This window comes from Paenibacillus cellulositrophicus, assembly GCF_009363095.1.
Classification (GTDB): Bacteria; Bacillota; Bacilli; order Paenibacillales; family Paenibacillaceae; genus Paenibacillus_AQ; species Paenibacillus_AQ favisporus.
The window spans coordinates 2801267-2814816 of record NZ_CP045295.1 but is presented as its reverse complement, the minus strand read 5'-3'; the positions used below and the strand labels follow the sequence as shown (position 1 = coordinate 2814816).

At 53.4% G+C, this 13550-nt stretch carries 12 protein-coding genes; 11 read left to right on the top strand and 1 reads right to left on the bottom strand.

The features are described from left to right. The first annotated feature begins 404 nt into the window (after positions 1-404). The 4 genes from purH to GCU45_RS12685 all read left to right on the top strand — a co-directional run bounded on the left by purH (position 405) and on the right by GCU45_RS12685 (position 5407). On the top strand, positions 405-1952 hold the full coding sequence (gene purH / locus GCU45_RS12700) for a bifunctional phosphoribosylaminoimidazolecarboxamide formyltransferase/IMP cyclohydrolase (RefSeq protein ID WP_152399218.1): 1548 nt from the start codon (positions 405-407) through the stop codon (positions 1950-1952). Between the two features lie 319 nt (positions 1953-2271). After that, positions 2272-3555, top strand: a complete 1284-nt coding sequence (gene purD, locus GCU45_RS12695; RefSeq protein WP_152399217.1) for a phosphoribosylamine--glycine ligase — start codon at positions 2272-2274, stop codon at positions 3553-3555. A gap of 284 nt (positions 3556-3839) precedes the next feature. Further along, complete coding sequence (locus GCU45_RS12690) at positions 3840-4784, top strand: ring-cleaving dioxygenase (RefSeq protein ID WP_152399216.1); 945 nt, start codon at positions 3840-3842, stop codon at positions 4782-4784. Continuing rightward, a complete protein-coding gene (locus tag GCU45_RS12685) occupies positions 4784-5407 on the top strand; it encodes an alpha/beta hydrolase (protein ID WP_152403022.1) in 624 nt (207 codons plus the stop codon). Before GCU45_RS12690 ends, GCU45_RS12685 begins: the two co-directional genes overlap by 1 nt. A 79-nt stretch (positions 5408-5486) precedes the next feature. Here GCU45_RS12685 and GCU45_RS12680 read toward each other — a convergent pair whose 3' ends face one another. Continuing rightward, positions 5487-5912, bottom strand: coding sequence for a VOC family protein (locus GCU45_RS12680; protein ID WP_105442477.1), 426 nt, complete (start codon positions 5910-5912; stop codon positions 5487-5489). 167 nt (positions 5913-6079) lie between these two features. Here GCU45_RS12680 and GCU45_RS12675 point away from each other — a divergent pair, with 167 nt between their 5' ends. From GCU45_RS12675 to GCU45_RS12645, 7 genes are all read left to right on the top strand, one after another. Continuing rightward, positions 6080-7510 (top strand): spore germination protein, encoded by a 1431-nt coding sequence (locus tag GCU45_RS12675; RefSeq protein WP_152399215.1) that lies wholly within the window; start codon positions 6080-6082, stop codon positions 7508-7510. 9 nt (positions 7511-7519) lie between these two features. Beyond that, the gene (locus GCU45_RS12670; protein ID WP_152399214.1) at positions 7520-8674 is read left to right on the top strand and encodes a Ger(x)C family spore germination protein; all 1155 of its coding nucleotides are present in this window, start codon (positions 7520-7522) and stop codon (positions 8672-8674) included. A gap of 18 nt (positions 8675-8692) precedes the next feature. Continuing rightward, the gene (locus GCU45_RS12665; RefSeq protein ID WP_152399213.1) at positions 8693-9796 is read left to right on the top strand and encodes a GerAB/ArcD/ProY family transporter; all 1104 of its coding nucleotides are present in this window, start codon (positions 8693-8695) and stop codon (positions 9794-9796) included. Positions 9797-9837: 41 nt separating this feature from the next. Further along, positions 9838-10395: a flavodoxin family protein gene (locus tag GCU45_RS12660; RefSeq protein WP_152399212.1), complete on the top strand. Its 558-nt coding sequence runs from the start codon at positions 9838-9840 to the stop codon at positions 10393-10395. 567 nt (positions 10396-10962) lie between these two features. Beyond that, positions 10963-11595 carry a TetR/AcrR family transcriptional regulator gene (locus GCU45_RS12655; protein WP_152399211.1) on the top strand — a complete coding sequence of 211 codons (633 nt, stop codon included), beginning with the start codon at positions 10963-10965 and terminating at the stop codon, positions 11593-11595. Continuing rightward, positions 11592-12056: a PH domain-containing protein gene (locus tag GCU45_RS12650; protein ID WP_152399210.1), complete on the top strand. Its 465-nt coding sequence runs from the start codon at positions 11592-11594 to the stop codon at positions 12054-12056. The genes GCU45_RS12655 and GCU45_RS12650 overlap by 4 nt, the downstream gene beginning before the upstream one ends. Next, positions 12046-13533 (top strand): PH domain-containing protein, encoded by a 1488-nt coding sequence (locus tag GCU45_RS12645; RefSeq protein ID WP_167527128.1) that lies wholly within the window; start codon positions 12046-12048, stop codon positions 13531-13533. Before GCU45_RS12650 ends, GCU45_RS12645 begins: the two co-directional genes overlap by 11 nt. The last annotated feature ends 17 nt before the right edge of the window (positions 13534-13550 follow it).

Here is a 13550-nt window from a genome sequence, read left to right as displayed (position 1 = left end):
GGCAAGGGAGTAAAACGATTCCGAAGAAGCGAAGCGTTCGTGAAAGCTTTCCAAAGGAAAGCTAGCATCGGAAGCATATGCTTTGGCTTTCGGATTTCTCCATTAGGTTGGATCCATCAATAAAGAAATACGAAAACAAGAGCGATCGTAGGAACGTTTTACGTACTTGCCCCTATTATCATCCATTTCAATCGTTCAACTTATATAAGAAATGATAAATTTCGGTGTTTCCGCAAAGACTTCGGCCGTTATCGAGCAAAAAGTGCGCTTTGTGGAGGGATTTGACGGTTTTGTCGGCTCGGCCCGCTTCCAGCGGATGCCGGGGAATCTTTTCGATATTTCTCGGGAAATAAATGAGCTTCGAGCGAAAGTTATCGTTTTTACACATAAAGGAGGAGCATATCGTGAGTATTAAAAGAGCGCTGGTCAGCGTATCGGATAAGAAGGGCATCGTGGATTTTTGCCGCGAGCTGTCTGCATTGGGCGTGGAAATCATTTCGACAGGGGGCACCAAAAGCCTGCTGGCACAGGAAGGCGTGCCGGTCATCGGCATTTCCGAAGTAACCGGGTTTCCGGAAATTTTGGATGGACGCGTCAAGACGCTGCATCCTGCGGTACACAGCGGCCTTCTGGCTGTCCGTGACAGCGAAGAGCATCAGCAGCAGATGAAAGAGCTAGGCCTGGACTACATCGATCTGGTGGTCGTAAACCTGTATCCGTTCCAGGAGACGATTGCTAAACCGGACGTTACGTATGAAGATGCGATCGAAAATATCGACATCGGCGGTCCGACCATGCTTCGTTCGGCAGCCAAAAATCATGCGTTTGTCAGCGTAGTTGTCGATTCGGCCGACTACGGTACCGTACTTGCGGAAATCCGCGAGAACGGAGATACGACGCTGGAGACGCGCAAACGGCTTGCAGCCAAAGTTTTCCGCCACACCGGCGCATACGATGCCCTCATTTCCGATTATTTGTCGAACGTCACAGGCGATCCTCTTCCTGAGCGTATGACGGTTACTTACGAGAAGATCCAAGACCTTCGTTACGGCGAGAATCCGCACCAGAAAGCGGCGTTCTACCGCAAACCGCTCGCTCCATCCGGCACCATCACAACCGCCGAGCAGCTGCACGGCAAGGAATTGTCTTACAACAACATCAACGACGCCAACGCGGCGCTGCAGATCGTCAAAGAATTCGACGAACCGGCTGTCGTCGCGGTCAAGCATATGAACCCTTGCGGCGTAGGCACAGGCGAAAGCATTTTGGAGGCATATAAAAAAGCCTACAGCGCGGATCCGACCTCCATTTTCGGCGGCATCGTCGCGGCTAACCGCATTATCGACAGCGACACAGCTGCGCTGCTCAGCGAAATTTTCCTGGAAATCGTGCTGGCACCGGGCTTCACCGATGAGGCACTCGAAATTTTGACGAAGAAGAAGAACATCCGTCTGCTAAAAATGGGCGAATTCGGCTCCGCCAAGGAACGGAACAGCCAATTTGTCGTTACGTCCATCGACGGCGGTATGATCGTACAGGAAAGCGACGTGCTTTCGCTGGACGAAGCCGATCTGAAAGTCGTAACCGATCGTGCGCCTAGCGAAGAGGAGCTGAAGCAGCTGCTGTTCGGCTGGAAGGTCGTGAAGCACGTGAAGTCGAACGCGATCGTACTGGCCGCAGACAACATGACCGTTGGCGTAGGTGCGGGTCAGATGAACCGCGTCGGCTCCGCCAAAATTGCCATCGAGCAGGCGGGCGACAAAGCCAAGGGATCGGTACTCGCATCCGATGCGTTTTTCCCGATGGGCGATACGCTGGAGTTAGCGGCCAAAGCGGGAATTACCGCGGTCATTCAGCCTGGCGGCTCCATTAAGGACGAGGAGTCCATTAAAGTCGCCAACGAATACGGCATTGCGATGGTGTTTACGGGCGTGAGACATTTTAAACACTAAGACGGAACTCGCCGTTCTTGCTAGTGGAAAGTCAATACCGTCATATGTAAAGTCATTGCCACTATGCACTGAAAAGTGAAAAAGGCTGAGATAGCCGCGTTTAAGAGGTTTGGGAGAGAGATAAGGAAGGGTGACTGCAGCCGGGCTGTTGTCGGAAAAGTCACCCTCAGCAGCCGCTTCCCGTCATCAAAATCTCCGCTGAACGCGGCTGTCTGTTATAAAGGATGTCGACATCGTCTTCTTGGCGGTATATGACATGAATATTATAGGTTTTTGATGAAAAATAAACGCGTATAAATCGAAGTAACGGGAGGCGGACATGGATATTTTGGTGATTGGCGGCGGGGGCCGCGAGCATGCCATCGTATGGGCACTGCATAAGAGCCCGAAGGCGGGACGGATCTACTGTGCCCCGGGTAATGCGGGGATCGGGCAGATCGCCGAATGCGTGCCGATTCAGGTCAATGAATTCGACAAGCTGACGGACTTTGCTTTGACGAAAGAAGTGGGATTGGTTGTTGTCGGACCGGACGATCCGCTGGCGGACGGCATCGTGGATGCCTTTGAGGCGAAAAATATTCCGGTATTCGGGCCTAACCGCAAGGCGGCTGAAATCGAGGGCAGCAAAACGTTCATGAAGGACCTGCTGCATAAATACAACATTCCTACGGCGGCTTACCGCAAATTCGACAATTACGAAGAAGCATCCGCTTATTTGCAGTCGCAACAGGCACCGATCGTCATTAAGGCGGACGGACTTGCCGCAGGAAAAGGCGTCACCGTGGCGTTTACGATGGAGGAAGCAGAAAAAGCGCTCCACGACATCATGGTCGCCAAAGTATTCGGCGAATCCGGCACTCAGGTCGTCATCGAGCAGTTCCTGCAGGGACAGGAAATGTCGATTTTGTCCTTTGTCGACGGCGAGACGGTGCGGCCGATGGCGGCTGCGCAGGACCATAAGCCGGTGTTTGACGGGGACAAGGGTCCGAACACGGGCGGCATGGGCACCTATTCGCCGCTGCCGCATGTGGATCCGGCGATTGTTGAAGCCGCTGTCGAAAACATCATCAAGCCGACCGCCAAAGCGATGGTGGCCGAAGGCCGGCCGTTCCGCGGCGTGCTCTTCGCCGGACTGATGATCCAGCCGGACGGTACGCCGACCACGATCGAGTTCAATGCCCGCTTCGGCGACCCGGAGACCCAGGTCGTGCTGCCGCGGCTGAAGACGGATCTGCTCGACATTTTCCTCGCGGTTGTGAACGGCACGCTGGCCGATATCGACATCGAGTGGAGCGATGAGGCCGCCGTGTGCGTCGTGCTCGCTTCGGGCGGCTATCCCGCTTCGTATCCGAAGGGACTGCCGATCCAGGGGCTGGATCAGGTCGACGCGACAGAGGCACTCGTGTTCCATGCGGGAACCGCCACAAACGAGCAGGGCGAGTTCGTCACCAGCGGCGGCCGTGTGCTGGGCGTCGTCGGCCTGGGTGCCGATATCGCTGAAGCCCGCGCAAAGGCATACGCGCAGGCCAAGAAGATTAGCTTCGAGGGCAAGCAGAACCGCACGGACATCGCCGCCAAGGCGTTGGTAAAGAGCGGGAAATAAAAATGTTTCGCTAGAGATGCATCCCTATGGATGTCCCTAGGGATGTTGCCCGGTACATTTTGCCGGGTCTGAGATAGAAGGCGTTCCGAGGTCGGCACACGACCGAAGGGGCGCCTTTTGTTGTTCAGCATATCACTCTTCGTATACCCCCTTGCCAAAAGTCTCGAAATCATATATTATATATTTATAAATCTTAATATTAAAATAAATTCAGATCAGGTTTGGCAAGACGCAAACGCAATGAGAGGTTTAAAATTCAGAGAGCACAGAGGAGGTTTCAAACCATGCTGCAGACGACAGGGATCCACCACATTACCGCATTCGTGAACAACGCCCAGGAAAACGTTGATTTTTACGCAGGGGTGCTCGGGCTTCGACTGGTGAAAAAGACGATCAACTTCGATGCACCGAACGTGTACCATCTGTACTTTGGCAACGAGCACGGCAGTCCGGGGACGATTATTACGTTTTTTCCGAGGGACAATAGCCGAACAGGTACCGTTGGCGGCGGACAGGTGAAAACGACGGTGTATGCCGTTCCTCCGGGAAGCCTGGATTTCTGGATGCAGCGTCTGAGCTCTCTGGGTTTGGCGTACGGCACGACGGAAAGATTCGGAGAAACGTACATTCAATTCAAAGATCCTTCCGGTCTGCAGATTGAATTGGTGGAGCGGGCCGAGGGGGCGCCAAGCCGCTGGTCCTTCAGCGGAGTTCCAGTGGACCATGCCATTAAGGGATTTGGCGGAGCTGTTTTGGGAAGCAATAACCCTAAGCAGACGATGCTGGTACTGGAAGAAATCCTCGGACTGGCCAAAATCGGCGAAGACCAAGGCCAGGTCCGTTACCGCAGCACCGGCGATATCGGCAACATCATCGACGTGAATATCGGTCTGGAAGAGCAGGGGACCGCCGGTGCCGGTACGGTGCATCATATCGCCTGGCGTGCCAAGGATTTTGCTGAGCATGAGGCATGGAGAAGTCTGGTGGAGGAAGCCGGTCTTCGTCCAACGCAGATTGTCGACCGTCAGTATTTTAATGCGGTGTATTTCCGCGAGCCGGGCGGGATTTTGTTTGAGATCGCCACAGATCCTCCAGGGTTTGCACGCGATGAGCCGAAAGAGGAAATGGGGACACATCTCATGCTGCCCGAGTGGTATGAGCCGCAGCGTGAAGTGATAGAACAACTTTTGCCGGACATTCAAGTCCGTGCATTGGGAGGCGTACAATGATGAGTATGAAGCATATTTTTGTTCAAGGAAGTCGGCCGGAGGCACCCGTATTGGTTATTCTTCACGGAACGGGTGGGAATGAGCGGGATTTGCTCCCGATCGCAGACATGATAGCACCAGGGGCATCCGTGCTTGGCGTGCGGGGAAACGTTCTGGAGCACGGCATGCCGCGTTTCTTCCGGAGACTGGCCGAAGGGGTATTCGACGAGGAAGATTTGATTGCGCGGACGCATGAGCTGAAGGCCTTTTTGGATGAGGCGGCAGCGCAGTATTCCATCGACCGGAACCGGATGGTGGCTGTCGGCTTCTCCAACGGCGCCAACATTGCCGCGAGCCTGCTGTTCCATTACAGCGACGCCCTGCAGGGCGCAGTTCTGCTGCATCCGATGGTTCCGCTGCGCGGGAAGGAACTGCCTGATCTAACCGGTGTTCCGGTATTTATCGGGGCAGGGACGAATGACCCAATCTGCTCTATCAGTGAGACCGAAGAGCTCCATTCGCTGCTGTCTGACGCCGGTGCGGATTCCGAGCTGCATTGGGCAAATTACGGACACCAGCTGAGCAAGCTGGAGATTGATGCGGCGACCGCCTGGTTTGAGCGTCATTTTAACAGTAAAGTATAATGGTTTGATCGAACATAAGGAAAAGGCTGCTTGGGACTCATCCCGGCAGCCTTTTTTTGGTGCGTTGGAATTCAGTTCTTTACTCCTCCGGAAACTCCCAAGCGGGATTCCAGACGATTTCCCACAGGTGCCCGTCGGGGTCCTGAAAATAACCGGAGTACCCTCCCCAGAACGTGTCGTGCGCGGGTGAGGTGATGGTAGCTCCCGCCTGACGCGCCTGTTCCATCACTTGATCGACCTCTTCCTTGCTGGTCACGTTGTGGCCGATCGTAAACTCCGCACTGCTGGGGGCCGTGCGCTCGATGTTGGCATCGTGGACGAGGTCGTCTCTTTTCCAGACAGCCAGCTTCACCCCTGCCTGAAGGTCAAAGAACGCGACCGCACCGTGCTCGAACTCTGTTCCAATAATGCCTTCCGTAGGCAGCCCCAGGCCATCCCGGTAAAAGGCCAGCGCCCTTTCCAAGTCGTCTACCCCCAGGGTCAAAACGGATATACTTGGCTTCATCGTGTTACATCCTCCTTCTTGGATTAAAGTGTGTGCAATGTCTTCGGCTGGTACTTTTGATTATAGCAATGTATTGGTGACAGCTTGATTGTCATCATTAAGGAATAATTTGACTTCATTTCTGGCATGATATGAGAACCGATCATCGTACACAAGAGGTGAGAACTATGAAGGGAACCGCACTGGATATCCTCAAACAGCAGCTGAAGGATTCCCCGGATCTGGTTTGCCAGCCATTTCTCATTGACGGTAGAACTTGTACGTTATTTTATATACCTTCCATTGTAGACCAAGCGATGCTTCAAAAGAACATCGCCCGTTTTTTGCTGGCCGAAAGCCGAACGGGGAGTTGGGATGCTTTTCGCCGTAACCTGCAGCAAGGAAACGCGTTTCCGGTCGTCTATCATTCCATTTCCGGCCCAGAAGAGGCATCCGTCCTGGTCGTACAAGGGAAGGCCGTCCTGCATGTGGATCAAACGGACGATTTTTACTATTTTGACACCGTACAGTACCAGAAAAGATCGATTGCGGAATCGCAAAACGAATTGGTCGTTACGGGTCCGCAAGAGGCTTTTATCGAGGATATTCAGAGCAACCTGTCCCTGCTGCGCCATAAGATCCGGCATCCGAAGTTGAAGATGAAGGAATATACAATCGGCGACTATACCAACACGTTGGTTTATGTGGTTTATATCGAGGGAATGCCCAAAAACGAAGTGTTAGCCGAAATCGACAGCAAGCTGCAAAGCCTATCCATCGATGGGATTTTCGGCATTGGTTATGTAGTGGAACATTTCAAGGAAAGCTCCACGCCGTTTCCGATATTTCAATATACGGAGCGGCCTGATGCCGTTGCAGCCTCTTTGCTCGAGGGGCGCGTCTGCATTTTGATGGATGGGGCACCCAATGCTGTGATCGCTCCGGTCACCTTGTTTTCGTTATTGCAGGCCTCGGAGGATTACTTTCAGAGTCCCTTTGCAGCCAGCTGGATTCGCACGATCCGGTTCGCTTTTTCGCTATTGTCGATCTTATTGCCTTCATTATACGTAGCGATTACGACGTTCCACCCTCAAGTCCTGCCGGCTCATCTGCTGATTACGATCGCATCCGCCCGCGAACGCATCCCGTTCTCGGCATTAACGGAAGCGCTGCTGATGGAGCTGACCTTTGAAGCGCTGCGGGAGGCGGGCATGAGAATTCCGAAGCCTGTCGGCCAGACGGTCTCGATCATCGGGGGGATCGTCATCGGCCAAGCGGCCGTTCAGGCAGGCATTGTCTCCGCTCCCATGGTCATTGTCGTTTCGATCACAGGGGTGGCCTCTTATATCATTCCCCATCTGGAGCTGGGGCTTATTTTTCGGATGCTCCGTTTCCCGTTTCTCATTTTGGGCGGTTCGATGGGGCTGATCGGAATATTCGCAGGTACTTTCGTTCTGTACGCGCATCTGGTGCACTTGAGGTCCTTCGGGGCCCCGTATTTGCAGCCGGTCGCACCGCTCGTCCTGTCCGATTGGAAAGACACGCTGTTGCGGCTGTCATCAGCTTTGATGAACAAACGCAGCAGCGCCTTTTCGAGAATCCGGCATCGGAGGAGATAATCCATTCCTATGAAAACGACACTTCTGAAAGTTGGGCTGATGGTCATCATATTGTGCAGCATCACTGGATGCTGGTCCAAAGTCGAGCTGGATCAGCGTATTTTCGTAAACGGGGTGTTTATCGATGTCGGTGAGGAACCCGGAACGGTGAAGGTCTCGATCAGCACCCCTCTGACCAACCGCCTGGATTCGGACCAGTTAAGCGGCGGGGGAGGCGGCAAGGATAAGCCCTACTCCTTGATCACGAAGCAATCCACGAGCATCGGCAAGGCGCTGGAATATATCCACAAAGATTTGTCGCGCCAGCTCAGCCTGTCCGAAATCAAAGTTGTGATGATCAGCGAGCAATACGGCGAGCAGGGCATCGGGGATCTTCTGGAATGGATCAAGAGGGAACCCGATGTCCCGATCGGGGCATACTTGTTAGTCGCTTCCGGTAAGCTGGATGATGCCGCACACCTGACGCCGATTTTTGAACAGCTGCCCACCACGGTACTGCTAAGCTTCGCCACCCAAGGATATATGCTGAATACGACCATCAAGGACTGTCTCGTCGCGGACGCGGCAGGATTGGGATACGCCGCCACCTTATTGCAGAACGACAAGATCCATTCCGCCGCCGATGCTCATAAAAGCGAAACGTGGACGGGAATTAAGGGGGCAGCTTTGTTTCAGCAAGGCCGATTGAAAGGCACACTCCCCTATGAAGAAGCCAAAACCATCGCATGGGCCCATGGGCATCTCAAATTTCCGATTTATTCCGTTCAATGGGATCACGGCAAGAGCAAAGCAGATCTTAAATTCACTTATACGAACGGCAAAACTTCGGTCAAAATGACCCCAAACGGCCCGGTTTTCACGGTTCATCTCAAAGGCAGGGCCAGCATCATAGCCAAAAAGGACGCTTCTCACCGCTTCGTGAAGGACGTCAGCGGGACTATCATGAGCCAAATGAGAGAAACCGTCTCCGAAGACTTCCGGAAGAGCATTGCCTACTCTCAACAAATCGGAGCCGATGTGCTTCAGCTCGGGTTTCTCCTGGAGTGGAACGCCCCGCAGTACTGGCAGCAGGTGAAAGGCAAATGGCCGGAACACTATAAGAAGGATGCCGAGGTACGCGTAGTTACCAAGTTGAGCCTGGACGATTACGGGAAAGAATATTGAGAAGGGGAGCGAGGCGAAATGACTTCAAACAACAACTGGAGGTTGGCCCGATTTGCCTTTGTCTATTTTAACTCCCAGGCGTCCATCTTCCTTATTCCAGAGCTGGTATCCACGTCAAGCTATCAAGGAATTGCGGGCATCGTGTTCGGGTCCCTCCTGGGCTTCATCATTTTGTTCTATGTGGTCTATGTCGGCAAGCTTCAGCCCGCTTCCTCCTGGGTCACCTTCGGAAACCGAATCATGGGTAAAGGGATACATGGAGCCTTCGTTGTTATGCTGCTTGCATGGACGGTGTACTACGCCTCCTACGATATCCAAAGCTTCGTCTTGTTTTTCGGGACCAATTACTTGAAAGGAACCCCGCCCTGGTTCATCCAGCTCATCATCAGCCTCGTGATCCTCTACGTCGTCCGGTTGGGGGCAAGGACGCTTGTATACATGTCGGAGGGCCTTTTTTTGCTGATCTTTGCAACAACGCTGCTGATCACCTATTTTTATGCTGAAAACGCCAATGTGCATATGCTTCCGGCTTTTTTTCGTTACTTTGACCTGCCTACTTTTTTCAGCAACACAATGGCTACGTTTTCGGTCGTGAGCGAGTGGGTGGTCTTCCTGTTCCTTGCTCCGGAATTTACATTCGGCAAAGGGACGTTCGCCAAGCTGGCGGTTGCATCGGTTGGAAATTTCTTAGTCTTGTTGTCAGGCTGGATGTTTACGCTGCTTAATTTCAGCCCGCATTATGCCAAGCAGATCCAATATCCATTCCTCGAAATTATCCGAGGTAAAATAGACGATGGCCTGTTGGAAAACTCCGCCCCATTTTTGATCGGGGTATGGACGGCTTCGATGCTGATCCATTGCTCCTTTTTGATATATGCCGGAACCAAGTGCATGTCCTATTTTACGAAAGGAAAAGGAGAGGGAATCATTGTTCCTTCGCTGACGCTCGTTTCGGCGGGGATTGCGTTTTATTACGCCTACCACTTGTCTGCCTACCAGAAACACTATTTTTCCATTATTACGGTGCTGGTGTGGATTTTTATCGAGCTGATTCCACTGTATTATGGGATTGTGGCCATGTTACGAATACGGTCAAAAAAATGGTGGAGTGAGCAGACCTGAATGTGAACGGCTCCATTTTAAACGTCAAGGAGTGAAATACGATGAGCATCACTGTCATTTATGGGGGTACGCGTCCAGACGGGAATACGGAGCTTCTGACCGAGCGGGTCGTCCGGGGATTTGCCGGCGTGGACCGGATTGTGCTGAAAGAATATACCGTTCAACCGATTGAGGATCTTCGACATACCGAGCAGGGTTTTCAGGACGTGGGCGACGATTACAACGCGCTGATTGACCGCGTGCTGGCCGCGGATACTGTGATTTTTGCCACGCCGGTGTATTGGTACGGCATGTCGGGCCATATGAAAAACTTTATCGATCGCTGGTCCCAAACGCTCAGGGACGATCAGCGCCCGCATTTCCGGGAATCGATGAAGTCCAAAACCGCTTATGTGATTGCGGTCGGCGGCGACGATCCACAGCTGAAAGGACTGCCGCTGATTCAGCAGTTTCAGTATATCTTTGACTTCTTCGGAACGAAGTTTGGGGGCTATATCCTGGGCGAGGGGAATCGGCCGGGGGCGGTTATCGATGATACCGCGTCGATCAAGCTGGCGGATGAGCTCCGGGACCGTCTGATCAGGCAGGTGCAAGAATAAGCCATATTTTTCAATTTGCATAGCTTGTGGTATATCTTTGCCGTTTGCTAAGATAACAATAAATAAGGAGCAGCCGGCCCAGGCTACTCCCTAGCACAAACATCTTGAGTGGGATATCCCTCCAGGATCAAGCTTGACCTTGAAAATAACCCACTTAGGTGCCGACCTTAAGAGTGGGTTATTTTCGTTTATCGATGTAAGTGAGTAACGCTACCAGGAAAATCCCGAAGGTTAGTATTTCACCAAACGAAATGTTCATTCGCATCACCTGAGCAAACGTAACGTTTAACCTGAGAATAAAAGACTTAGAAAAGGCCCATTTAAGGTGGGCTTTTTTTATGCTTACCCATCAAAACAGATCCATACACTTCATGCATCATGATAGTGAGGTCTTCAAGCTGTATAGGCCCTTAGTTGCCCCAGTCACCAATCTTCTTGCGGTTCCATGCTGCATCAACCGTTTTGATATTGACAGCTTAGTACACCCGTACTAAACTAATTAGTACAGTCGTACGATTTGTTAGAATTGACGAAGCAGGTGAACTCCAATAGGGGGCGGGGGAGTCTATGGAACAATCGAAGAGAAGGCAGCAAATCGTGGAGATCGCGATCCATACGATTGCCGAGCTTGGTTACGCCCAGGCCTCGGTGGGACAAATCGTCAAGCGTGCCAGTGTAAGCAAAGGCGTGTTCACCTACCACTTCGCCAGCAAGGATGAGTTAATGGAGCAAATCGTCCATGAGGTCTTTGATGCCGGAGCACGCTTCATGTCTCCACGAGTCGAGGGACAAACGACACCAGGCGGGATGCTGAAGGCCTATATCGAGTCGAACCTGGAATTTATGGGCGGGCACCGTGACTATATCGTAGCTTTAACGGAAGTTGTTACGAATGCGCGCACGGCGGACGGAAAGCTTCGATTCGGAGGAGCCGCCGATGACTTGATCCTGGAGCCTCTTATCGAAATATTGCGATGGGGACAGGAGGCCGGAGAGTTCAAGCCGTTTACCGAACGCTCCGCTCGTGTGACTGCAGCGGCCATCCGCAGCGCCATTGACGGCGTCGCAAGCCAGCTGCTCATCAATCCCGGCCTGGACCTTTCGGGATACGCGGCGGAACTTGCCGACCTGTTTCTATCGGCCGTCCACCGTCCCTCTCATCCAGCGGATTCGTCTGCGGAAGGAGGAGAGCAGTCATGAAACGGATCGATCCGAGGGCGGTGAAAGCGCGAAGAATGGAAGGGTGGATCGCCAGCGCGATCAGTGTCGTGCTGATTATCGCGCTTCTATGGCTGACAATGGCTTACAGCTGGCCCGCCTGGATTGCGGGATGGAGTGCGGCCGCTGTCGTGCTGTTTATCGTGCTTGAGCTGGCGGTGCTGCCCGGTTTGCTGTACCGGTTCTGGCGATATGAGATTACGGAAAAGAGCGTAGAGCTGAATCACGGCGTCTGGGTGCGCAGGAAAACGTTGATCCCGATGGTGCGTATTCAGCATGTGGATTCCAAGCAAGGGCCGATCCAGAAAATCTATGGACTGTCCACCGTCACGTTCTCCACCGCAGCCGGCAGCCATCGCATTCCTGCATTGTCAGAGCAAGAAGCTGAGAATATTCGCAAGCAGATTTCGGATTGGGCAGGAGGGGCGGACGGTGAACTCTAATCCAGGACCCTTGCCGGCCAACCGGCGGCTGCATCCCGTATCCATTCTGTACTTTCTGATTCATTCCGGGAAGGAATTGGCGGGCTTGCTGCCTTTGATTCCATTCTGTATTTTTCTGATCCATCGCGTATTTGGAAAAGAGATCGACCGCATCGTGCTGACCGTTTGTGTTATTGCGGCGGCTGCGGTCATACTGATCGTGTTCGCTTGGCTGCGCTGGCGCCGTTTTGTGTACCGGGTGGAGGATGGCGTCCTTTATATGGAACACGGGCTGTGGGTCCGCCGAAAACTATGGATCACCAAGGAACGCATTCAGTCTCTGAACATCACAGTCAGCCTGTATGATCGAATGTTCGGGCTCGTTCGCCTGGAAATGGAGACGTCCGGGGGTGAAGAAGAGCCGGAGGCCGTGCTCAGTTCGATTTCTGCCGCGGAAGCCGCCCGGATTCAGCGAGAGATCGGCATGGCAGACCCGGAGAAGGCGGTGTCTGACACGTCGGGCGATTCCCACGTTCACGATGAACAGCCGAACGCTACTCCCCTGAACAGCATGCGGCTGTCACTGGGCCAAACGCTGATTCTAAGCACAACAAGCGGCAAATTCTCGATCCTCTGGATGGTGATCGTAGGGGGAGGCTTGAAGCTGTGGGATGAATGGGTGAGGGATACGCCGATATGGGATCAGCTGTCCCCGCGGCTGATGGTCCTCGGAATCCCGGGACTCATCGTCTTCCTTGCGATCCTTTCCTGGCTGCTCGCTTTTGCAGGCGCCTTCTTACTGGAGTACGGCTTTCGGGTTGAAGCCGAGGGCCGTACGTTAACCATCGAGCGGGGCTTATTGGAAAAGAAAAGAACCGTTATCAAGCCGCACCGGATTCAGGCGATCCGCATCACCCAGAACCCGCTGCACAAGCTGCTTCGCCGGGCTTCGGTTCGAATGGTCATCGCAGGCAGCTCGGATGAGGAGAAAAAGGCCGTCGATTTGTTTCCGCTTGTCCGTTATGACGAGCTTTCTCTGCGGATGGCAGCGTTTCTGCCCGGATTCCGCCTGCCGCAGACCTGGAACCCGGTCAGCCGTAAATCTTACCGTTCTTACACCGTGCTGCCTGTTCTCATCTGTATCATCCTGGCGGCAGCCGCCTGGTTGCTCGCGCCCGGCTTTTGGCGGTGGCTTGCATGGGTTCTTCCCCTCTTTGCCTGGGCAGCGTCATCATTGGAATACCGGAGGGCGGCCTGGAGCCGGGAAGAGAACCAGCTTCACATCCGCTATGGGAGCTTTTCCGAGAAAACCGTGCTGATCCCGATCTCCAAGGTACAGTGGCACAAAACCTCGCAGACTCCATTCCAGGCGGGAAAAGAGCTGGCCACGCTGAAAGTGGCGGTAGCGTCCGGTAAATCCGGAGACAAAGTTTCGCTGCGGCATGCCTCGGCCTCCGATGTCGACATGCTCACCGATTGGCTTTCCGGAAAACAGTAGCTGATGGCCTTTCCACC